This window comes from Micromonospora sp. NPDC023956 (genome assembly GCF_040639195.1).
In the GTDB taxonomy this organism is placed as follows: domain Bacteria; phylum Actinomycetota; class Actinomycetes; order Mycobacteriales; family Micromonosporaceae; genus Micromonospora.
The window spans coordinates 550,553-572,843 of record NZ_JBEZZN010000003.1; the positions used below are offsets into that span (position 1 = coordinate 550,553).

The 22,291-nt window shown below is 73.9% G+C and carries 16 protein-coding genes and 1 pseudogene; 9 read left to right on the plus strand and 8 right to left on the minus strand.

All coding sequences use genetic code 11. From position 1 onward, the window contains the following. Positions 1 to 283 precede the first annotated feature (283 nt). The 4 genes from AB0F58_RS08830 (at position 284) to AB0F58_RS08845 (ending at position 4,879) form a co-directional block, all read left to right on the plus strand. Positions 284 to 3,442 carry a nitrate- and nitrite sensing domain-containing protein gene (locus AB0F58_RS08830; RefSeq protein WP_357139969.1) on the plus strand — a complete coding sequence of 1,053 codons (3,159 nt, stop codon included), beginning with the start codon at positions 284 to 286 and terminating at the stop codon, positions 3,440 to 3,442. Continuing rightward, positions 3,439 to 3,846, plus strand: coding sequence for a roadblock/LC7 domain-containing protein (locus AB0F58_RS08835; RefSeq protein WP_091650337.1), 408 nt, complete (start codon positions 3,439 to 3,441; stop codon positions 3,844 to 3,846). Before AB0F58_RS08830 ends, AB0F58_RS08835 begins: the two co-directional genes overlap by 4 nt. 63 nt (positions 3,847 to 3,909) lie before the next feature. Further along, the gene (locus AB0F58_RS08840) at positions 3,910 to 4,275 is read left to right on the plus strand and encodes a DUF742 domain-containing protein (RefSeq protein ID WP_145815484.1); all 366 of its coding nucleotides are present in this window, start codon (positions 3,910 to 3,912) and stop codon (positions 4,273 to 4,275) included. Further along, on the plus strand, positions 4,256 to 4,879 hold the full coding sequence (locus AB0F58_RS08845) for an ATP/GTP-binding protein (protein WP_357139972.1): 624 nt from the start codon (positions 4,256 to 4,258) through the stop codon (positions 4,877 to 4,879). The genes AB0F58_RS08840 and AB0F58_RS08845 overlap by 20 nt, the downstream gene beginning before the upstream one ends. 74 nt (positions 4,880 to 4,953) lie before the next feature. Here AB0F58_RS08845 and AB0F58_RS08850 read toward each other — a convergent pair whose 3' ends face one another. The 5 genes and pseudogenes from AB0F58_RS08850 to AB0F58_RS08870 form a co-directional block, all read right to left on the minus strand. Beyond that, positions 4,954 to 6,042: a uroporphyrinogen-III synthase gene (locus tag AB0F58_RS08850; protein ID WP_357139975.1), complete on the minus strand. Its 1,089-nt coding sequence runs from the start codon at positions 6,040 to 6,042 to the stop codon at positions 4,954 to 4,956. A gap of 85 nt (positions 6,043 to 6,127) precedes the next feature. Continuing rightward, a pseudogene (gene nirD / locus AB0F58_RS08855) lies at positions 6,128 to 6,454 on the minus strand (nitrite reductase small subunit NirD); the annotation flags it as partial. Then, on the minus strand, positions 6,451 to 9,009 hold the full coding sequence (gene nirB / locus AB0F58_RS08860; RefSeq protein WP_357139977.1) for a nitrite reductase large subunit NirB: 2,559 nt from the start codon (positions 9,007 to 9,009) through the stop codon (positions 6,451 to 6,453). The gene nirB and the pseudogene nirD, both read right to left, overlap by 4 nt. Then, complete coding sequence (locus AB0F58_RS08865; protein WP_357139980.1) at positions 9,006 to 10,466, minus strand: FAD-dependent oxidoreductase; 1,461 nt, start codon at positions 10,464 to 10,466, stop codon at positions 9,006 to 9,008. The genes nirB and AB0F58_RS08865 overlap by 4 nt, the downstream gene beginning before the upstream one ends. Beyond that, positions 10,463 to 12,580, minus strand: a complete 2,118-nt coding sequence (locus tag AB0F58_RS08870) for a molybdopterin oxidoreductase family protein (RefSeq protein ID WP_357139983.1) — start codon at positions 12,578 to 12,580, stop codon at positions 10,463 to 10,465. Before AB0F58_RS08870 ends, AB0F58_RS08865 begins: the two co-directional genes overlap by 4 nt. A gap of 288 nt (positions 12,581 to 12,868) precedes the next feature. On the opposite strand from AB0F58_RS08870, the gene AB0F58_RS08875 reads away from it, so the two are divergent. From AB0F58_RS08875 to glmM, 4 genes are all read left to right on the plus strand, one after another. Next, the gene (locus AB0F58_RS08875) at positions 12,869 to 14,248 is read left to right on the plus strand and encodes a nitrate/nitrite transporter (protein WP_357139985.1); all 1,380 of its coding nucleotides are present in this window, start codon (positions 12,869 to 12,871) and stop codon (positions 14,246 to 14,248) included. 208 nt (positions 14,249 to 14,456) lie between these two features. Then, positions 14,457 to 14,900 carry a 50S ribosomal protein L13 gene (rplM, locus tag AB0F58_RS08880; protein WP_357139987.1) on the plus strand — a complete coding sequence of 148 codons (444 nt, stop codon included), beginning with the start codon at positions 14,457 to 14,459 and terminating at the stop codon, positions 14,898 to 14,900. Positions 14,901 to 14,920: 20 nt separating this feature from the next. Continuing rightward, the gene (gene rpsI / locus AB0F58_RS08885) at positions 14,921 to 15,385 is read left to right on the plus strand and encodes a 30S ribosomal protein S9 (protein WP_088982095.1); all 465 of its coding nucleotides are present in this window, start codon (positions 14,921 to 14,923) and stop codon (positions 15,383 to 15,385) included. 130 nt (positions 15,386 to 15,515) lie between these two features. Continuing rightward, positions 15,516 to 16,871, plus strand: a complete 1,356-nt coding sequence (gene glmM / locus AB0F58_RS08890; protein ID WP_357139989.1) for a phosphoglucosamine mutase — start codon at positions 15,516 to 15,518, stop codon at positions 16,869 to 16,871. 104 nt (positions 16,872 to 16,975) lie between these two features. On the opposite strand, the gene AB0F58_RS08895 is transcribed toward glmM, so the two are convergent. Beyond that, a complete protein-coding gene (locus tag AB0F58_RS08895) occupies positions 16,976 to 18,172 on the minus strand; it encodes a pyridoxal phosphate-dependent aminotransferase (protein WP_357139992.1) in 1,197 nt (398 codons plus the stop codon). 173 nt (positions 18,173 to 18,345) lie between these two features. On the opposite strand from AB0F58_RS08895, the gene glmS reads away from it, so the two are divergent. Then, complete coding sequence (gene glmS, locus AB0F58_RS08900; RefSeq protein WP_357139994.1) at positions 18,346 to 20,253, plus strand: glutamine--fructose-6-phosphate transaminase (isomerizing); 1,908 nt, start codon at positions 18,346 to 18,348, stop codon at positions 20,251 to 20,253. A 48-nt stretch (positions 20,254 to 20,301) separates the two neighbouring features. Here glmS and AB0F58_RS08905 read toward each other — a convergent pair whose 3' ends face one another. Both AB0F58_RS08905 and AB0F58_RS08910 read right to left on the minus strand, forming a co-directional pair. Then, positions 20,302 to 21,951, minus strand: coding sequence for an alpha/beta hydrolase (locus tag AB0F58_RS08905; RefSeq protein WP_357139996.1), 1,650 nt, complete (start codon positions 21,949 to 21,951; stop codon positions 20,302 to 20,304). Further along, positions 21,948 to 22,262, minus strand: coding sequence for a hypothetical protein (locus AB0F58_RS08910; RefSeq protein ID WP_357140000.1), 315 nt, complete (start codon positions 22,260 to 22,262; stop codon positions 21,948 to 21,950). The genes AB0F58_RS08905 and AB0F58_RS08910 overlap by 4 nt, the downstream gene beginning before the upstream one ends. Positions 22,263 to 22,291 lie beyond the last annotated feature (29 nt).

A 22,291-nucleotide genomic window follows, 5' to 3' on the forward strand; every position in this document is an offset into this window, starting at 1 on the left:
ATGGCCGTCCCACATGGTGGTGGCCCCGAAGGTTTGCAAATGCTCACTTAGCAGAAGCGGACGAATACTGTGGATCATCTGCCCTGATCAGGGCCTCGTGGAAATGAAGGTAATAGTTGACCACTTCAGCGGTTTGGTGCTCTCCTAACGTTTCCTGTCTCACTGCGGCTTCCCAAATCCAATCTTCTCTGATGAAATCGCGGCCGTGCCGCGCGTGGCGCTGTCCGCTGCACCAGGCGCGGGTCGGCGGGTCATACGTGGAAGAAACGACGGAGGCGATGTCGTGAGCACCGCACCTACGACCCTGCCCGAGAGCGGTCAGCCCACCCAGGAGAAGCGACGGCGCCGGCTACCCCGGCTGCGCGACGCGCGGATCCGGTCCAAACTGGCGCTGATCCTCGTCGTACCGGTCGCCGCGGTCGTCGCGCTGGCCACCGTACGTCTCATCTCGGTCGGTGAGGGCGCCTACGAGGCCAACCAGGCCCGCTCGTTGACCGCGCTCTCGGTCGACATCTCGGCGCTCACCCAGGACCTGCACCGCGAGCGGATGGCGGCGGCCACCTACCTCGCCTCGCCCACCGCCAAGCCGGACTCGTTCAACCTCCACGTACGCCGCAGCGAACAGCGGGTCTCCCAGTACAACGCCCAGCGGCGTGAGCTGGGCGAGGTGCCGTCGGCAGTCCGTGACCGGCTCCGCATCATCGACGACCACCTGGCCACCCTCAACGCGACCCGGCAGGAGGTGGTGGACCGCCGCCAGATGCCGGTCTCCGCGGCCGTGCTGCGGTACGGCGTGGTCCTGGCCGACCTGGTCGGCTACGGCGACGCGCTGGCCCAGCTCCCCGGTGACGGCGCGCTCGCCGACAGCCGGCGGGCGGTCGCCGCGTTCAGCCGCGCCAAGTCGGCCGTGGCCGAGGAGGAGGCGGTCGCCTTCGCCGCGCTCGCGGCCAACCGGATCGACGAGGAGCAGTTCTCCTCCTTCGTCGCCACGCTCACCAGCCAGCAGGAAGCCCTGCTCACGTTCTCGCTCGCCGCGGACCCGACCCAGCAGGCCCTGGTGGACAGCACGGTCACCGGTGACGCGGTGGTCCTCGCCGACCGGGTCGCCGCCGACATCACCCGTTCCGTCGGGCAGACGCCGGCCCTGGTCCGGGCCGAGGACGCGACCTTCGCCATCGGCGCGGTCCACGACCTGATGCGCTGGACCGAGGTGCAGCTCCAGGACCGGCTGCTCAGCCAGACCGACGACGCCCGTACGGCGGTCATCCGGCAGGCCGTGGTCGAGGCGCTGCTGGTGCTGCTCACCCTCATCGTCGCCGTCACCCTCGCCATCGTGCTGGCCCGGTCGCTCAACGACTCGCTGCGCCGGCTGCGGGAGGGTGCGCTCTCGGTGGCGAACCACGACCTGCCGGACGCGGTCAAGCGGCTCCAGAGCATGGGCAACGCCGGTGACGGCGGTGTGGAGGAGATCGTCAACGAGGTCCGCGACCCGATCAAGCTGACCAACAAGGACGAGGTCGGCCAGGTCGCGCTCGCCTTCAACGTCGTCCACCGGGAGGCGGTCCGGATCGCGGCCGAGCAGGCCGCCCTGCGGGCCAGCGTCTCGGCGATGTTCCTCAACCTGGCCCGCCGTAGTCAGACCCTGGTCGACCGGATGATCGGCGAGCTGGACGCCATCGAACGTGGCGAGGAGGACCCGAAGCGGCTCGCCCAGCTCTTCGAGCTGGACCACCTGGCCACCCGGATGCGCCGCAACGACGAGAACCTGCTGGTGCTCGCCGGCGCCGACTCGGCCGTACCGCGTCGCGACGACGCGCTCCTGGTCGACGTGCTGCGCGCCGCGCAGTCCGAGGTGGAGCTCTACAACCGGATCGAGTTCGGCACCGTCGACACCGACATCTCGGTCGCCGCGCACGCCGTCAACGACGTGGTCCGGCTCGTCGCCGAGCTGCTCGACAACGCCACCCGGTTCTCCCCGCCGACGACCACCGTGGTCGCCGACGGCCGGCGGATCCGTGACTACGTGCTGATCCAGGTCGAGGACCGTGGCCTCGGGCTCACCGACGAGCAGCTCGACTCGCTCAACCGGCGACTGGCCGCCCCGTCGACCGTGGACGTGGCCGCGTTCCGGCTGATGGGTCTCGCCGTGGTCAGCCGGTTGGCGTCTCGCTACGGCATCCGGGTCGAACTGCGGCGCAACGTGGAGGGCGGCACCGTCGCCCAGGTCACCCTGCCGAACTCGACCGTGGTGCTGCCGCAGGGTCGCGGCAGTGCTGTCCGGGACCCGCTGCCCCGGCCGCGTCAGCCGCTCGCCGTCGAGCAGGCCCCGGCCGCCGGCTCGTCGGCCCCGTTCGGCGAGCCGCTGGCCGGCGCCGGGCGCGCCTCGGCGGCCACCCTCACCAGCGACCAGTGGCGCACCAACCAGTCGCCGACGCCGTGGCCGGCCCCGAACGAGGTCCGCGACACCGGGCCGACGGTCAACGCGGGCGGCCCGACCACGGCGTCGCCGACCCTGGCCACCTCGGCGTTCACCCCGACCACCTCGGCCTTCACCCCGGCCACCCCGGTCGCCGGGAACGGGCTGGCGGGCACGCCGACCACCGCGTTCCCCACCCTGAACCCGCTGCCGCAGCGGAGCCCGGGGAACGACCGGTCGCAACCGTCGGCGCCCCCGCTGCCCGCCGGTCCGGTGGCCGGTCCGGTGGCCACCCCGTCGCCGTCGGTCGCCCCGCTCGCCCCGCTCGCCCCGCCCGCCCTGCCGGCTCCCCGGCCGGCCGAGCCGGCCGAGGTACCGATCTTCCGGGAGATGGAGACCGCCTGGTTCCGTACCCACGGAAACGACGCGACGGCCATCTTCGCCCGCCCGCAGTTCGACCAGCCGCCGGCCGCGCCGGTGGCGGCCAGCGCCCCGACCACCGAGGCGCCGCAGCTGCCGAAGCTGCCCGGACGTACGCCGGGTGCCACGGTCGTCCCGGCCGCGACGCCGCCGGTGACGCAGCCGCCGCCGCCGTCGTACGCGCCGCCGGCCATGCCGTCGGCACCGCCGCCGGCCCCCGAGCCGCCGGCCGCCCTCCCGCCGGTCCCGGTCCCGGTGGCCGACCCGACGCCGATCCCGGCTCCGGTGGCCCAGGCCGAGCCGGCACCGACGCCGGCGCCGACCGGCACGGACAGCTGGCGTACGGCGGCGGACGACGGCTGGTCCCGGGCGGTCAAGGCCGCCGAACCGACCGCTGCGGGCACCACCCGCTCCGGACTGCCCAAGCGGGTGCCGCAGGCGCAGCTCGTGCCCGGTGGAGTGGAGCCCAAGGGCACCCGGGCCAGCACCCGGCGCACCCCTGACGAAGTACGCGGTCTGCTGTCGGCCTACCACCGCGGTGTGCAACGCGGTCGGACGGCCGGTGCCGACCTGAACAGCGATTCGACCAAGGAGACGAGCCGATGAACAGGCCAGCGGCTATGCAGGACATGGGTTGGCTGCTCACCAACTTCGCCGACAGCGTGGCGGGTATCGCGCACGTCGTCGCGGTGTCCGCGGACGGGCTGCTGCTCGCCTCGTCGCGCGACCTGCCGGGGGACCGCGCCGACCAGCTCGCCGCGATCACCTCCGGCGTGGTCAGCCTGACCGAGGGCGCGGCCCGGATGTTCAGCGCCGGGGGTGTGCTCCAGACCGTCATCGAGATGGACAGCGGGTACCTGTTCCTGATGTCCATCAGCGACGGGTCGTCGATGGCGGTGCTCGCCGCCCGCAGCTGTGACGTGGGCCAGGTCGGCTACGAGATGGCGCTACTGGTGGAACGGGTCGGAGCGGCGCTGGTGCCGCTGCCCCGAGAGGCCGTGGTCCGGTAGTAGCCGAGCAGAAACCGTCACCCGGTGCCGACAGGCGGCGCCGGCGGAAGGAGGTGATCGCGAATGGACCGGAGGCGAGAGGACCCGCGCGGCGCGTTGGTGCGTCCGTACGCGGTCACCCGGGGACGCACCGAGCCGCGCCAGGACATCGCCCTGGAGGCGGTGATGACGGCAAGTCCGACCGCCGTCGCGGAGTCCCGATTCGCCGGCCACGACAAGCATCGCATCGCCACGATCTGCGAGGGACGTCCGCAGTCCCTGGCGGAGATCGCCGCATACACCCGAATGCCGCTGGGCGTGGCCCGGGTACTGGTCGCCGACATGGTGGCCGAGGGTCTGCTGACGCTACACACTGCCGCTCCCGCCGAGGCGTACGAGGAGCGGATGGAACTGCTTGAGAGGGTGCTAAGTGGACTTCGCAGGCTATGACCCCGCCGGGGCACGCCGTAACCGGGGTATCACCTCCGCGAAGATCGTGGTCGCGGGCGGGTTCGGCGTGGGCAAGACAACCCTGGTCGGCGCGGTCTCGGAGATCACCCCGCTGACCACCGAGGCGGTGATGACGGCGGCGGGTGTCGGCATCGACGACCCGTCCAAGGTGCCGGGGAAGCAGACCACCACGGTGGCCATGGACTTCGGCCGGATCACCATGGCCGAGGACCTGATCCTCTATCTCTTCGGCACCCCCGGCCAGACCCGGTTCTGGTTCATGTGGGACGAGATCATCAAGGGCGCGGTGGGTGCCGCCGTGCTGGTGGACACCCGTCGGATCACCGACGCGTTCGCACCGTTGGACTACTTCGAGAACCGCAAGCTGCCGTACGTGGTGGCGCTCAACCACTTCGACGGCGCGCCCCGCTACGACCTGGAGGAGGTCCGGGAGGCGCTGGCGATCTCGCCGCACGTGCCGCTGATCCTGACCGACGCCCGGCACCGCGAGGCCGTCAAGCAGGTGCTGGTGACCGTGGTCGAGCACGCCATGCTCCGCCTCCAGGCCGAGCACGGTCGCGGCTTCCCCACCCCGGTGGGCTGACCGTCGGATGACCGCGGGGTCCCCGGCTACCGCCTCCCGGTAGCCGGGGACCCCTGCGCGTCCCGAGGCAGAGGTCAGTCGACGCGCAGCCGGTAGCCGCGCTTGACCACGGTCTGCACCACCCGGGGGGCGTCCAGGCCGGCCCGGATCCGGGCCACCGCCATCTCCACCGCGTGTTCGTCCGCGCCGCGCGGCAGGGTGCGCAGCAGGGCGGTACGGGAGAACACCCGGCCGGGGGAGCGGGCCAGCGCCCGGAGCACCGCCATCGGCGCGGGGGCCAGCGGTCGCAGCTCCCCGTCGATCACGGCTGCGTGGCCGCGCAGGGTGAGCTGGTGGCCGGCGGCCCGCAGGGTCACCGTACGGCGGGGCAACTCGTCGACGAGGTGCCGCACCAGCGCGCCGAGCCGGGCCCGGGCGGGGACGCTCACCGACACCCCCCGACGCTGGAACGGCTCGGCGGTGACCGCCCCCACGCAACCGGCCAGCACGTCGCTGCGGAACGCCCCGAGCACCGCCTCGGCCCGGTCCCCGGCGGCCCGCAGCAGCGCCTCGGCCGCCGGTGCCGAGGTGAAGGTGACCGCGTCGACCAGCCGGGACGCGACCAGGTCGATCAGACGGTGCAGGGGAGCGGAGTCGGTGGGCGGGGCCCACCGGTAGACCGGCACCTCGATCACCGTCGCCCCGGCCGCCTCCAGCGCCATGGTGCACTCCGGCTGGCGGTCGCCGTGCAGCTGCATCGCGATCACCTGACCCGCGACCCCGCGCCGACACAGGTGCTCGACCACCTCCTCGCAGCTCTCCGAATCCGGCGACCACTGGTCGTGCAGACCGGCGGCCCGGATCGCGCCCCGCGCCTTCGGGCCCCGGGTCACCACGTACGTGTCGGCGAGCACGGAGCGCAGCGACTCGGCCAGGCCCCACCCCTCGGCCGCCTCCAGCCAGCCGCGCATGCCGATGCCGGTGTTGGCCATCAGGATGTCCGGTGGCCGGTGCAGGCAGGCGCGGGTGGCCTCGCGCAGGTCGCTGTCGTCGGCGAGCGGCACGATCCGCAGCGCCGGGGCGAGCACCACCCGCGCGCCGCGCCGTTCCAGCATCGCCGCGAGTTCGTCGCGCCGCCGGTCGGCGGTCACGCCGACGGTGAAGCCGGCCAGCTCGTCAGCCATCGAGAGTCCCGCGTTCCTCCTCGGCCCGGACCCCGGCCTCCGGGTCCGCCCCGGCCCGCGCGGGGACGCCGCCGGCCGCGACGGTCAGCCGTACCTCGACGACACCGTCGCGGCAGCGCACGTCGTGCCGGGTCACGGCTGCCCCGGGGCGGTCGAGGCAGTCGCCGGTACGCAGGTCGTACACCTGCCGGTGCAGTGGGGAGGCGAGGGTGGGCATCCCGTCGCGGCTGCCCACCAGGCCCCGGGAGAGCACGTACGCGCCGGAGACCGGGTCGCGGTTGTCCAGGGCGAACAGTCCGTCGACGGTCCGGAAGAGGGCGACCTGCACCCCGTCGACCAGGGCGGCCACGCCCCGGTCGGGCTCCAGCCGGTCGTATCCGCAGACCGGGGTCCAGCCGTGCGCCCCGCTCATCGCCGTACCGCTGGCAGGCCCAGGACGACCGGCTGCCGTCCGGCCACCGCCGGCACGGGCTGGCCCCGCTCCTCGGTGAAGGTGATGGACGGGTCGGGGACGTCCGGCGCGTTGACGAAGGAGGTGAAGCGGCGCAGCCGGTCCGGGTCGGCGAGGGTGTCCCGCCACTCGTCCGAGTACGACCCGACGTGCCGGGCCATCGCCGCGTCGAGTTCGGCGGCCAGCCCGAGCGAGTCCTCGACGATCACCGCGCGGAGGTGGTCGAGCCCGCCGTCCATCGCCTCGATCCAGGCGGCGGTGCGTTGCAGCCGGTCGGCGGTGCGGACGTAGAACATCAGGAACCGGTCGACGTAGGTGACCAGCTCCGCGGTGGTCAGGTCGGTGGCGAAGAGGTCGGCGTGCCGGGGGCGGAATCCGCCGTTGCCGCCGACGTAGAGGTTCCAGCCGGTCTCGGTGGCGATGACGCCGAAGTCCTTGCTGCGGGCCTCGGCACACTCCCGGGCACACCCGGAGACCGCCGACTTGATCTTGTGGGGTGCCCGGAGGCCCCGGTAGCGCAGCTCCAGCGCGATCGCGAGCCCGACCGAGTCCTGCACCCCGTACCGGCACCAGGTCTCGCCGACGCAGGACTTCACCGTGCGCAGCGCCTTGCCGTACGCGTGGCCGGACTCGAAACCGGCGTCCACGAGCCGCCGCCAGATCGCCGGCAACTGGTCCACCCGGGCGCCGAACAGGTCGATCCGCTGCCCACCCGTGATCTTGGTGTAGAGGTGGAAGTCGCGGGCCACCTCACCGATCACGATCAGCTTCTCCGGGGTGATCTCGCCCCCCGGGATCCGGGGCACCACCGAGTAGCTGCCGTCCCGTTGCAGGTTCGCCAGGACGTGGTCGTTGGTGTCCTGCAACGACGCCTGCTCGCCGTCGAGCACGTACCCGCCGCCGAGCGAGGCGAGGATCGAGGCGACCACGGGCTTGCAGATGTCGCAGCCCCGGCCGCGCCCGTGCTCGGCGACGAGCTGCGAGAAGGTCCGGATGCCCCGGACCCGGACGATCTCGAACAGTTCCCGGCGGCTGACGTCGAAGTGCTCGCAGAGCGCCCGCGACTGGACCACCCCGGCCGCGTCGAGCAACTGCTTGAGCAGCGGCACGCAGGAACCGCAGCTGGTGCCGGCCCGGGTGCACGACTTCAGCGCGGGCACGTCCGCGCAGCCGTCGGCGATCGCCGCGTCCACCTGCCCGCGCGTCACCGCGTTGCAGGAGCAGACCTGCGCGGCGGCGGGGAGCGTGGCCACCCCGCCGGTCGCCCCCTCCCCGGCCGGCGCGAGCAGCGTCAGCGGCGGAGCCGGCAGCGGGCCGCCGACACTCGCCCGCAGCGTCGGGTACGCGCTCGCGTCACCGACCAGCACCCCACCGAGCAGGGTGGTCGCGTCGTCGGAGAGGACCAGCTTGGCGTAGACCCGGGTGGCCGGGTCGGTGACCGTCACGTCCAGGCAGCCCGGGGTGACCCCGTGCGCGTCGCCGAACGACGCCACGTCGACCCCGAGCAGCTTCAGCTTCGTCGCGGTGTCCGCGCCGGGGAAACGGGCCGTCCCGCCGAGCAGCCGGTCGGCCACCACCTCGGCCATCGCGTAGCCGGGGGCGACCAGGCCGTAGCAGGTCCCGTCGACCGCCGCGCACTCGCCGACCGCCCAGATCCGTTCGTCGCCGGTGCTCCGGCAGGCGGCGTCGACCAGCACGCCGCCGCGCGGCCCGACCGGCAGCCCGGCCGTGCGGGCCAGCTCGTCGCGGGGGCGGACGCCGGCGGCGACCACCACCAGCTCCGCGTCGACCGCGCTGCCGTCGGAGAGGACGAGGCCGGCGACGGTGCCGTCCGGTCCGGGGCGCAGCGCGGTGGTGGCCACCCCGAGATGGGTACGCACCCCCAGCTCGTCGACGTAGCGTCGGAGCATCGCCCCACCCGCCTCGTCGACCTGGACGGGCATCAGCCGGGGCGCGAACTCGACCACGTGGGTGTCCAGCCCGAGCAGGCGCAGCGCGTTCGCCGCCTCCAGACCGAGCAGCCCGCCGCCGATCACCGCGCCGACCCGTCGACCCCGGGCGTGTTCCCGGATCGCCTCCAGGTCGTCCAGCGTCCGGTAGACGAAGACCCCGGGCAGCTCCGTGCCGTCCACCGGCGGCACGAACGCGTACGAGCCGGTGGCCAGCACCAACGCGTCGTACGGGTACTCGCCCCCGACCGTGGTCACCACCCGCCGGGCCCGGTCGACCGCCGTGACCGGTTCGCCCAGCCGCAGCTCGACCCCGTCGTCCGGGGTGTGCAGGCTCAACTCGTCGGCGTCCACGCCGTCGAGGAACGCCGAGAGCCGCACCCGGTCGTACGCCGGCCGGTGCTCCTCGGCGAGCACCGTGACCCGCCAGCGTCCGGCGGTGTCCCGGGACCGCAGCGCCTCCACCAGACGCTGACCCACCATCCCGTTGCCGACCACCACCAGCCGGCCTCCGGACGTCGTGTCGTCGCCCGTCCCGTTCCCCGTGTCCGTCAGGTCAGTTCTCACCGCGTCACCTCCACCGGGTCCACCCCGGCCAGCCAGTCGACGACTCCGGCGACCGCGTCCCGGCAGCTCCCGCAGCCGGTGCCGGCCCGGGTGGCGGTGACCACCCCGACCAGCGAACGCGCACCGGCCCGCCAGCAGCCGACCAGGTCCGCCTTGCTCACCGCGTTGCACCGGCAGACCGTCGTGGCGTCCGGCATCAGCGCCGGGGTCACCGCCGGTTCCGCCCCGCCGGCCGGGCCGTCGACCGTCCGTCCGAGCAACAGTGCCCGCCGGTCGGCGGGGACCGGGCCGCCCCGGTCGAAGAGTTGGATCACCGTGCCGACGCTCGGGTTGTCGCCGAGCAGGATCGCCCCGGTCAGCCGGTCGTCGACGATCCGCAACCGGGCGTACGTGCCCCGGGCCGGATCGGCGAAGGTCAGCTCCTCGCACCGCCCCGCAGTCCCCGGGGAACCCGAGGGCAGTTCGCCCATCGCGGCCAGGTCGATCCCGGCCGCCTTGAGCCGGGTCACCCCCGGCGGGGGCCGGTACCGGTCGAGGGTGTCCTCGCCGGTCAGCAGTCGGGCCACCACCCGGGCCTGGGCCCAGGCCGGGGCGACCAGACCGCCGACCACGCCGTCGTGCTGGGCGCAGTCGCCGATCGCGGAGACGTGCGGATCGTCGGTGCGCAGCCGGTCGTCGACCACGACACCCCGCTCCACCGTGAGTCCGGCCGCCGAGGCGAGGGCGGTGTCCGGGCGTACCCCGCAGGCGAGGACCAGCAGGTCGCCGTCGAGCGTGCGACCGTCGGCCAGGTCGAGACGGACCCGGCCGGGGCCGGCGGCCACCCCCGTCGCCGACACCCCCAGGTGGGTACGCACCCCGAGGCGGGCCAGGGTGTCGGCGAGCACCGCCCCGGCGGCCGGGTCGAGCTGGCGTTCCATCAGGTGGCCGACCGGGTGCACCACGTGCACGTCGAGGCCCCGGGCGGCCAGCCCCCGGGCCGCCTCCAGCCCGAGCAGGCCGCCCCCGAGCACCAGCACGGTCCGGGCGTCCCGGGCGGCGGCCAGGATCCGCCGACAGTCCTCCAGGGTGCGGAACGGCACCACCCGGTCCGGGAGCCGGTCGGGGTCCAGCCCGGCCAGCGGCGGCACCACGGCCCGGCTGCCGGTGGCGAGGACGAGGTGGTCGTACCCGATCTGCTCGCCGGTGTCGGTCCGGACCGTACGGGTGGCCCGGTCGATCGCGGTGACCGCCGTGCCGGTCCGGACCTCCGCGGCCTGCCCGGCCAGGTCGGTCAGCTCCACGTCGGGCTCGTCGACCTTCCCGGCGAGCAGGGTGGAGAGCATGATCCGGTTGTACGCCCGGTGCGGCTCCGCCCCGAACACGGTGACCGTCCGCCCGCCGGGGCGGGCGTGCAGTTCGGTGGCGAGGCGGGCACCGGCCATGCCGTACCCGACGATCACGACCCGGCTGGTCACGGCATCACCTTCTCCACCCGGACCGCGCAGGTCTTGAACTCCGGCATCCGGGAGACCGGGTCGAGGGCGTCGTTGGTCACCGAGTTGACCCGGCCGGCCCCGCCCCAGTGGAACGGCGCGAAGAGGGTGTCCGGGCGGATCGTCGCGGTGATCCGCGCCGACGCCCGGAACTCGCCCCGGCGGGAGCTGACCCGCACCTCCTCCCCGTCCCCGATCCCGAGCCGGGCGGCCAGGTCGGGGTGTAGCTCGACGAAGGGGTCGGGGGCGGTCCGCCGCAGCGCGCCGACCCGCCGGGTCTGGGTGCCGGACTGGTAGTGCGCCAGTACCCGCCCGGTGGTCAGGTGGAGCGGGTACTCGGCGCACACCTCCTCGGCCGCCGGGCGGTGCTCGACCGGGTGGAACCGGGCCCGGCCGTTGGGCGTCGCGAAGCGGTCGGCGAACAGGCGCGGCGTGTCCGGCCCGTCCTCGTCCGGGCAGGGCCAGAAGACCCCGTCGGTGGCGTCGATCCGCTCCCAGGTGACTCCGGCGTAGTCGGCCGTCCCGCCGGCCGAGGCCCGTCGCAGCTCCGCGAACACCACCCGGGGATCCGCGGTGGGCGCGGTAAGCGCGGTGGGCGCGAGGGAGGTGGTGAGGTCGGCGAGGATGCGCAGGTCGGTGCGGACGCCCGGCGGTGGCTCGCGGAGCGCCCGGCGGCGCAGCACCCGACCCTCCAGGTTGGTCATCGTGCCGTCCTCCTCGGCCCACTGGGCGGTGGGCAGCACCACGTCGGCGATGGCGGCCGTCTCCGAGAGCAGGAAGTCGGCCACCACCAGCAGGTCCAGATCGCGCAGCCGGCGCTCGATCCGGACCGCCCGGGGCGCGGAGACCACCGGGTTGGAGCCGAAGACCAGCAGCGCCCGGGGGCCGGTCGGGGTGCCGAGGGAGTCGAGCAGTTCGTACGCGGACACCCCGGGACCGGGCAGCTCGTCGGGGTCCACCCCCCAGACGGCGGCCACGTGCGCCCGCGCGGCGGGGTCGTCGATCCGCCGGTATCCGGGCAGCTGGTCGGCCTTCTGTCCGTGCTCGCGTCCACCCTGGCCGTTGCCCTGCCCGGTCAGGCAGCCGTACCCGGAGCCGGGGCGACCGGGCAGGCCCAGGGCGAGCGCCAGGTTGACGAAGGCGGTGACCGTGTCGACGCCCTTGGCGTGCTGCTCCGCGCCCCGGGCGGTGAGGATGATCGCGGTCCGCGCGGTGCCCAGCGCCCGTGCCGCCGCCTCCAGGTCGGCCACGGGTACGCCGGAGAGCCGCTCGGCGCGCGCCGGCCACCAGCCCGCCGCGATCCGGCGGACCGCGTCGAAGCCCTCGGTGCGGGCGGCCACGTACTCCCGGTCCACCCAGCCCTCGGTCAGCGCGATGTGCAGCAGCGCGTTCGCCACCGCCAGGTCGGTGCCGGGCAGCGGTTGCAGGTGCAGGTCGGCCAGGCGGGCGGTGGCGGTGACCCGGGGGTCGACGACGATCAGCCGTCCGCCGCGCTCACGCTGCTCGGTGAGGTACCGGGCGAGCGGGGGCATGGTCTCGGCCGGGTTCGCCCCGACCAGCAGCAGGGTGTCGGCGTGGCCCAGGTCGGCCAGGGGGAAGGGCAGGCCCCGGTCGATACCGAAGGCGCGCATTCCGGCCGCCGCCGCCGAGGACATGCAGAAGCGTCCGTTGTAGTCGATCATGCGGGTGCGCAGCGCGACCCGGGCGAACCGCCCGAGCGCGTACGCCTTCTCGTTGGTCAGCCCGCCGCCACCGAAGACCGCGACCGCGTCCCGGCCGTGCGCGGCCTGGATGTCGCGGACCCCGGTGCGGATCCGGGCGTACGCCTCGGCCCAGGTCGCCGGGGCCAGTCGCCCGTCCGGGCCGCGCAGCAGCGGGGTGGTCAGCCGCTCCGGGTGGTCGAGCAGTTCGGCGGCGGTCCAGCCCTTCTGGCACAGGCCGCCACGGTTGGTGGGGAAGTCGCGGGGCAGCACCTCGGTCCGCCCGTCCCGTTCGCTCAGCACCATTCCACACTGGAGAGCGCAGTACGGGCAGTGCGTGGCCGCCTCGCGGGACGCGTGTCCCGGTGGGGTCGCGGCCCGTGCACCGTCTGTCATGTCGGCAAAGCGTGCCGGCGGGCGGTTTCCGTGCCGGGTCCCGTTTGTTTCGGCCCTGTCAAGAGCCGCTCACACCGGGCCGGGGCAGCGGATCGGCGCCGATCGACGCCCGGGGCCACCGCACCCCGCGCCGAGCAGGGACGTCGTCGGGAACCTCCCGGTCTCACGGCAGGTCCGCACGGTCGGTGCGCCGCCGGTATCCGCGACGACCCGCGACGGGCACCGGCGGGTAACGCCGGGCGGCTAGCGTCTCCTGCGTCCCGCCCCGAGACGAGAAGGAGCCGTGGCGTGAGCGCCCTCTTCTCCACCGCACCGGTCACCGACACCCCCGCGAGGCCGGGCCGCCGGCACCGGCTCGACGACTGGCGTCCGGAGGATCCGGAGTTCTGGCGCACCACCGGGGCGAGGATCGCCCGGCGCAACCTGTGGGTGTCGATCCTCGCCGAACACGTGGGGTTCTCGGTGTGGAGCCTCTGGTCGGTGACCGTGCTCTTCCTCGGTCCCGAGTACGGCATCGACCCCGCCGGCAAGTTCCTGCTCACCGCCGTGCCGGCCGCGCTGGGGGCGGTGCTGCGGCTGCCGTACACCCTGGCGGTGGCCCGGTTCGGTGGGCGGAACTGGACCATCGTCAGCGCGCTGCTGCTGCTGGTGCCGGCGGTGCCGATGGCGGTGCTGCTCGAACCGGGCGTGTCGTTCCCCACCCTGATGGTGCTGGCCTGCCTCACCGGCGTCGGTGGCGGCAACTTCGCCTCCTCGATGGCGAACATCAATCTCTTCTTCCCGGAGCGGCTCAAGGGTAAGGCGCTCGGCCTCAACGCCGGGGGTGGCAACCTGGGGGTACCGGCGGTGCAGCTGGTCGGACTGGCGGTGCTGGCCACCGCCGGGGCCGCGCACCCCCGGCTGGTGCCGGCGGTCTACCTGCCGCTGATCGTGCTGGCAGCGCTGGCCGCGGCCCGTTGGCTGGACAACGTCCCCGCCGCGCGCAACGAGCCGGGGGCGCTGCGCCAGGCCGCCCGCGAACCGCACACCTGGGTGATGTCCCTGCTCTACATCGGCACCTTCGGCTCGTTCATCGGGTTCGGCTTCGCCTTCGGCCAGGTGCTCCAGATCGAGTTCGCCGACCGCTTCGCCACCCCGGTCGACGCGGCCTGGCTGACCTTCCTCGGGCCGCTGGTCGGCTCGCTGATCCGGCCGGTCGGTGGCCAGCTCGCCGACCGGCACGGCGGCGCCCGGGTGACCTTCTGGAACTTCGCCGCGATGGCCGGCGGCGCGGCGCTGGTGCTGTACGCCGCCCGCGAGCGGTCGCTCCCGCTCTACCTGACCGGCTTCCTGGCCCTCTTCGTGACCAGCGGGATCGGCAACGGCTCGACGTACAAGATGATTCCGGCGATCTTCCGGTCCCGGGCGGCCGCCGAGGTGGCCGAGGGACGGCTGGACGCGGTGGCGGCCGAGCGCCGGGCGCGGCGGCTCACCGGGGCGTTGATCGGCATCGCCGGGGCGGTGGGGGCCTCCGGCGGGGTGCTGGTGAACATCGCCTTCCGGCAGTCCTTCCTGACCTGGCAGAGCGCGGACGCCGCGTACCTGGCGTTCATCGGCTGCTACGCGTTGTGCCTGCTGGTGACCTGGCTGTTCTACCTGCGGCCGGGGAGCCGGCTCGCCGGGGTGTGATCAATGCCACATTGCGGCCGGTCGGCGGGCGACGTCGACCCCGTTTTGACCCGCGCGTCGGCCGCCGGGTATCGTTGCCTGCTGTTGTACGACATTCAGCGGCGTACCGCTTCAGGTACGCTTGGTCGTTCGTGCGCGCTGGTCCGGCCCGGAACCCCTGGTCACCTCGGCGCGCGACCCCAGACCGACGACGAGACAAGGTAGACCTGTGCGTACGTACAGCCCGAAGCCGGGTGAGATCGAGCGTCAGTGGCACGTCATCGACGCCTCTGATGTCGTGCTGGGCCGCCTGGCCACCCACGCCGCCACGTTGCTGCGTGGTAAGCACAAGCCGACTTTCGCGCCGCACGTCGACACGGGCGACTTCGTCGTCGTCGTCAACGCCGGCAAGGTCGCGTTGACCGGCAACAAGCGGCAGCAGAAGATCGCCTACCGCCACTCCGGCTACCCCGGTGGTCTGAAGCAGGTCGGTTACGACGAGCTGCTGACCAAGCGTCCGGAGCGCGCCATCGAGCTGGCCGTCAAGGGCATGCTGCCGCACAACAAGCTCGGCCGTCAGCTGATCAAGAAGCTGAAGGTCTACGCCGGCGCCGAGCACCCGCACGCCGCGCAGCAGCCGGTGCCGTTCGAGATCAAGCAGATCGCGCAGTGAGCGCGGGCGAAGGAAGCAGCATGACCGACATCACCGAGACCGAGGTCGGCGTCGACGCCACCGAGGCGCCGGCACCCGTCGCCCGCGCGCCCCGTGGTGACCGCCCGATCCAGACCGTGGGCCGTCGCAAGGAGGCCATCGTCCGGGTGCGCATCGTCCCCGGCAGCGGCAAGATCACCTGCAACGGTCGCGACCTTGAGGCCTACTTCCCGAGCAAGGTGCACCAGCAGCTCATCAAGGACCCGCTGGTCACCGCCGAGAAGCCCGAGGCCTTCGACGTGATCGCCAACCTGCGCGGTGGCGGCACCACCGGCCAGGCCGGCGCGCTGCGGCTGGCCATCGCCCGAGCGCTGATCGTCAGCGAGCCGGACGACCGTCCGGCGCTGAAGAAGGCCGGCTTCCTCACCCGTGACGCCCGGGTCAAGGAGAGCAAGAAGTACGGTCTCAAGAAGGCCCGCAAGGCGCCGCAGTACTCGAAGCGCTGATCAGCGTCTTCACCTTGTACGTCTGACGGACGGCCGGTCCGCCTCCCCTCGATTCCCGGGGAGGTGGACCGGCCGTTCCGCTTTCTCCACCAGTTCTCTCAGGCAGTGGCCGTTTCTGGAGGTTGCGGGTATGGGTCGGTTGTTCGGCACGGACGGTGTACGCGGGCGGGCGAACGTCGACCTCACACCCGAACTGGCACTGGGGGTGGCGGTGGCCGCCGCGCATACCCTCGCCGAGTCGGACCGCAGCCACCCGCCGCTGGCGGTCGTCGGGCGGGACCCGCGGGCCAGCGGCGAGATGCTGGAGGCCGCGGTGGTGGCCGGGCTGACCAGCGCCGGGGCCAACGTCGTACGGGTCGGCGTGCTGCCCACCCCGGCGGTGGCGTACCTGACCGCCGAGGCCAAGGCGGACCTGGGTGTGATGCTCTCCGCGTCGCACAACCCGATGCCCGACAACGGCATCAAGCTCTTCGCGGCCGGCGGGCACAAGCTGCCGGACGACATCGAGATCCAGATCGAGGGCGCGGTCGAGGCGAACGCCACCACCGCCTGGGACCGGCCCACCGGCGCCGGGATCGGCCGGGTTCACGACCTGCTGGACGGGGCCGACCACTACGTGCAGCACCTGATCGGCACGGTGCCGCACCGGCTCGACGGGATCAAGGTCGTGGTGGACTGCGCCAACGGGGCGGCCTCCGAGGTGGCCCCGGTCGCCTACCGGGAGGCGGGCGCCGAGGTCATCGCGATCAACGCCGAGCCGGACGGGCTCAACATCAACGACGACTGCGGCTCGAACCACATCGACGCCCTGTGCGCCGCCGTGGTCGAGCACGGCGCGCACCTCGGCATCGCCCACGACGGCGACGCCGACCGCTGCGTCGCGGTGAGCGCCGACGGCGACGAGGTGGACGGCGACCAGATCATGGCGATCCTCGCGCTGGCCATGCGGGACGCCGGCACGCTCACCGAGGACACCCTGGTCGCCACGGTGATGAGCAACCTGGGCCTGCGCCTGGCCATGTCCGCCGAGGGCATCCGGCTGATCGAGACCAAGGTCGGCGACCGGTACGTCCTGGAGGAACTGCGCGCCTCCGGTCTCGCCCTGGGCGGGGAGCAGAGCGGGCACATCGTCATGCCGGCGTTCGCGACCACCGGCGACGGCGTGCTGACCGGGCTGCACCTGATGTCCCGGATGGCGGCGACCGGCCGTAGCCTGGCCGAGCTGGCCGCCGTGCTGACCAGGCTGCCGCAGGTGCTGATCAACGTGCCGGTGGGCGACCGGACGGTCGGCGCGGGCGCGCCGGGGGTGCTCGCCGAGGTCGCGCGGGCCGAGGCGGAGCTGGGCGAGACCGGCCGGGTGCTGCTGCGCCCCTCCGGCACGGAGCCGCTGGTGCGGGTGATGGTCGAGGCCGCCACCCAGCAGGTCGCGCAGGAGGTCGCCGAGCGCATCGCCGCCGAGGTCCGGGCGGCCAGCCCCGCCTCCTGACCGTCCCCCGCCGACCCGACCTTGGTGCGGCGTGTCGGGGTGTCCGAGCGATCGGAGCCCCCGACACGCCGTGCGCCGGGTCGACGACGGGGACCCGGTGGGGTCTAGGTGGCCAGGGTGCGCAGGCGGGCGACCGCCTCGGTGAGTACCTCCGGTCGCTTGCAGAAGGCGAACCGGATCAGCGGGCGGCCGGCGGCGACGTCGTCGTAGAAGACCTGGGTGGGGACGGCCACCACGCCGCAGCGCTCCGGCAGTGCGCGGCAGAAGTCGACGCCGTCGGTCCCGCCGAGCGGGGTGATGTCGGCGGTGACGAAGTACGTCCCCTCCGGGGTCAGTACGTCGAAGCCCGCTCCGGCGAGCCCGCCGACCAGCTGGTCCCGACGCTGCCGCAGGTCGTCGGCGAATCCGGTGAAGTAGCTGTCCGGCAGAGCCAGCGCCACCGCGACCGCCGGTTGCAGCGGAGCGGCGTTGACGAAGGTGAGGAACTGCTTCACCCGGAGCAGCGCGGAGACGAGCGCCGCCGGGCCGCTCGCCCAGCCGATCTTCCAGCCGGTGCAGGAGAACGTCTTGCCGGCCGAGGAGATCCGCAGCGTGCGCTGGCGCATGCCGGGCAGGGTGGCCAGCGGGACGTGCCCGGTGCCGGTGAAGACGAGGTGCTCGTAGACCTCGTCGGTCACCGCGTACACGTCGTGTTCCTGGCACAGGTCGGCGACCAGGCGCAGCTCGTCGGGGGTGAAGACCTTGCCGGTGGGGTTGTGCGGGGAGTTGAGCAGGACCAGCCGGGTCCGGGGGCCGAACGCGGCGCGCAGCGCGTCCGGGTCGAAGGCGTACCGGCCGTCGGCGTCCGGGCGCAGGGTCACCGGCCGGCGGACCGCTCCGGCCAGCGCGATCGACGCCGCGTACGAGTCGTAGTACGGCTCGAAGCAGACCACCTCGTCCCCGGGCTCACAGAGGGCGAGGATCGCCGCCGCGATCGCCTCGGTGGCACCGGCGGTGACCACGATCTCGCCGTCCGGGTCGTACTCCAGGCCCCAGAAGCGGCGCTGGTGGGCGGAGATCGCGGTGCGGAGCGCCGGAATGCCCGGACCGGGCGGGTACTGGTTCTGGCCGCCACGGAGCGCGTCGACGGCGGCGGCCAGCATCTCCGGGGGCCCGTCGCTGTCCGGGAAGCCCTGCCCGAGGTTGACCGCGCCGGTCCGCACGGCCAGGGCGGACATCTCGGCGAAGATGGTGGTGCCGAACGGACGCATCCGGGCCACCAGTGGATCCGTGGGCGCGTCGGCATTCGTGGTCGTCGTCACGCCGGTCAGCCTACGGGCTGTCGGCGGCCCCGCACGCCCCCGCTACCGGCCGTGACGGTGGAAGCGTTTTGCCCCTTTATGTCTGGTGATGCGGGCTGATCGCTCAACTTCGGTGAGCGATAACCCCCGTTCTGCGCAAGCGTGGTGAGTGAAGCTGGGTTAGGCTGCGGTTCATGTGTGGAATCGTGGGTTACGCCGGCGCGCGCCCGGCGCTCGGCATCGTGCTCGACGGGCTCCGGCGGCTGGAGTACCGCGGTTACGACTCGGCAGGCGTCGCGGTCGTCTGCGCGGACGAGCTGCTGACCGAGAAGAAGGCCGGCAAGCTGGCCAACCTGGAGAAGGTGCTGGCCGAGCGGGTCAGCGCGGACCCGACCGGCTGCCGGGAGGTCGGCATCGACAACGGCACCACCGGCATCGGCCACACCCGTTGGGCCACCCACGGCGGTCCGACCGACCGCAACGCCCATCCGCACCAGTCCCCGGACAGCGGGGTCGCGGTGATCCACAACGGCATCATCGAGAACTTCGCCAAGCTCCGCGCCGAGCTGGAGAACGAGGGCGTCACCTTCCTCAGTGACACCGACACCGAGTGCGCCGCCCACCTGCTTGCCGCCGCGCTGGCCGAGCTGCGGTCCGCCGGTGAGCCGGACGGCCCGGCGCTCCTCACCGCCGCGATGCGGGCGGTGTGCCAGCGTCTGGAGGGGGCGTTCACGCTGCTCGCGGTGGACGCCCGGGTGCCCGGCGCGGTGGTCGGTGCCCGACGCAACTCGCCCCTGGTGGTCGGCCGGGGCGCCGGGGAGAACTACCTGGCCAGCGACGTCGCCGCGTTCATCGAGCACACCCGGGAGGCGGTCGAGCTGGGGCAGGACCAGATCGTCCTGATCACCCCGGACAGCATCGAGATCACCGACTTCGACGGTCGCCCGGCCAGTGGCAAGGACTTCCACATCGACTGGGACGCCTCCGCCGCCGAGAAGGGCGGCTACGACTGGTTCATGCTCAAGGAGATCGAGGAGCAGCCGCAGGCGGTCGCCGACACGCTGCTCGGTCGGCTCACCGAGACGGGCGAGATCATGCTCGACGAGGTACGCCTCAGCGACCAGGATCTCCGCGACGTCGACAAGATCTTCATCGTCGCCTGCGGCACCGCCTACCACTCCGGTCTGGTCGCCAAGTACGCCATCGAGCACTGGACCCGGATCCCCTGCGAGGTGGAGCTGGCCAGCGAGTTCCGTTACCGCGATCCGGTCCTCGACCGGTCCACGCTGATCGTGGTGATCTCGCAGTCCGGCGAGACGATGGACACCCTGATGGCGCTGCGGCACGCCAAGGAGCAGAAGGCCCGGGTCCTGGCCATCTGCAACACCAACGGCTCCACCATCCCGCGCGAGTCCGACGCTGTGCTCTACACCCACGGCGGGCCGGAGATCGCGGTCGCCTCCACCAAGGCGTTCCTCACCCAGCTCGTCGCCTGCTACCTGATCGGTCTGCACCTCGCCCAGGTGCGCGGGGTCAAGTTCGCCGACGAGGTGGCCGCCGTGGTGGAGCAGCTCCACCAGATGCCCGACAAGCTGCGCGAGCTGCTCGGCCGGATCGAACCGGTCCGGGAACTGGCCCGCGACCTGAAGGCGGAGCCGACCGTCCTCTTCATCGGCCGGCACGTCGGCTACCCGGTCGCCCTGGAGGGCGCGCTCAAGCTCAAGGAACTGGCGTACATGCACGCCGAGGGGTTCGCCGCCGGTGAGCTGAAGCACGGCCCGATCGCGCTGATCGACAAGGGCACCCCGGTGATCTGCATCGTCCCGTCCCCGGTCGGCCGGGGCATGCTGCACGACAAGGTCGTCTCGAACATCCAGGAGGTCCGCGCCCGGGGAGCCCGGACCATCGTGATCGCCGAGGAGGGCGACCAGGGCGTCGTCCCGTACGCCGACCACCTGATCTACGTGCCGCGCACCCCGACGCTGCTGGCGCCGCTGATGACCACCGTGCCGTTGCAGGTGCTCGCCGCCGAGATCGCCGCCGCCCGGGGGCACGACGTCGACCAGCCGCGCAACCTGGCCAAGTCGGTCACCGTCGAGTAGCCGCTCCGCCGTCCCCGGCCCCCTTCCGTCGTCTGCGGGAGGGGGCCGTCAGCGTCCCAGCACGATGCGGGCCATGCCGTCCAGGGCGGGGTTGGCCGGCTCCCAGTAGCCGGTGTGGCCGTACCGGCCGCTGGGGAAGACCCGTCCGCCGAAGCCCGGGTCGGTCGGGTCACGGCCGAACCAGAGGTCGTCGTCGGGCCGCCCGACCACGTCCCCGGCCAACCAGGGCAGGACCGCGCCGACCGCCGCCCGGCCGGCCACCTCGACCGGCGGCCGGACCAGGCCGATCACGTCGTCGTCGGCGGTGCTCGCCCAGACCCGGCCGGGCGGCAGGCGCAGCTCGGCGGCGTGCTCCACGCCGACCCCCGGGGAGCCGACGAAGACCAGGGCGTCGGCGGCCAGGCCGTGCTCCCGGGCGGCGGCGCCGACCACCAGCGATCCGTAGCTGTGCCCGAGGACGGTCTGCCGGGCCGGCGGTCCCTCGTGCGTGAGGCGTAGTCCCTCCTGGAAGCGGTGCAGCCCGGCGGCGGCGTCCTCGGCCTGCCGGGCCCGGTACGCCTCGTGGACGAAGTCCGGGGCGTCGTAGTCGAGCCAGAGCACCGCCGAGGTCTCCCCGCCCGGATCGAGCGCGGTGGCGCGGGCCGCGACCCGGGCCGCCCGGCCGAGTTCGCCGTCGGCGTCGGCGAGGTCGGCGGTCATCCCGGGCACATAGGTGAGCACCCGGTCGGCGCGGTCCGGGTTGCCGAGCGCGACCACCGCCCGCCCGTCGCCGGCCGGGTCCAGGCCGAGCAGGTACGCCCGTGGCGCGTCGGCCGTGCCCGGCGCGGCCAGCCGGTCGGTGAGCGTGGCCAGCCCGGCCAGCGTGGCGTCGAGCCGGGCCACCCCGGCCAGCTGCGCCGGCCCCGGAGGCACCCGCCGCAGCAGCTCCCGCCGCCGGGCCAGGAGCCGTTCCCGGTGGTCGTCGAGGAGGAGCCGGTTCGCCTGGTCCCGGGCGGTCGCGGGCACCCCGTCCAGCCGGCCGACCCGGGCCGGCTCGTGCCCCACCAGCCAGCGGCGTTGGGCCGGGGTCAGCCCGTCCCACCAGCGCCGGACCAGCGCCGGGTCGGCTCCCGGTGGCGGCCGGTACGCGGGCGGCGGCGTCACCCAACCGGAGCGCGCGGCGGCGGCCAGCTCGCCGAGCCGGGCCGTCGCCTCCCGGTCGGCCGCGTCGGCCAGGGCGAGCGCGTCGCCGATCTCCGCCGCGAGGCGGGCCGCCTCGGCCGACCGGTCCACCGGCCGGGTGAGCCGGCCCGGGGTCGGCCCGGTCTCCCGACCCGGGGCGGCGGCGGGCGGAACGGGGGCGGTGGCGGGCACGGTGACCCGCCCGTCCCGGTCGACCCCGAGCCCGGCCGCGTCGATCCGGGCCACCGTGCCGGCCAGTCGGGCCCGGGCGCGGCGGAGCCGGGTGGCGAACTCCGCGAGGATCTGGTCGACCTCGATCGGCACCGGGGAGACCGAGAGCAGCTCGGCACGGAGACCGGTGATCCGGTCACCGGCCGCCCCGGCGGCGGGGCCGGCCCAGGCGTCCCGGAGCCCGGCGGCCCCGGCCGAGAGCCCGGCGGCCCGGCGGTCAACCAGGGCGCCGACACCCCGCCAGGCGTTGCCGGCCCGATCCCAGCTCGCCGGGTCGGTCGTCCAGAGCCGCGCGTAGCCGCTCACCGGCCCGGAACGGGCAGCCGGCGGGCGGCCCGTTCGTCGCTCGCGGCATACCGGTCGGCGGCGGTGCGGACCGCCGTCGCGGTGTCGGCCAGCCGGGCGCCGAGCCGCCCGAACCAGGTGTGCGTCGCCGACTCCAGGTCGGACAGCGCCCGGGTGCTGTGCCACCGGGGCTCGGACGGGCTCAGCCCGGACACCCCGGCCAGCCCGTGCCCCAGCGGGTACGCCTCGTCGGCGAGCCGGCCGGCGGCGGTGCGCAGCGCCGGCAGGTCGACGGTCAGCGGCGGCCCGCCCGATCCACGTGCTCCGTCCACCCGGCACCTCCCGCTCGACGACCCGACGT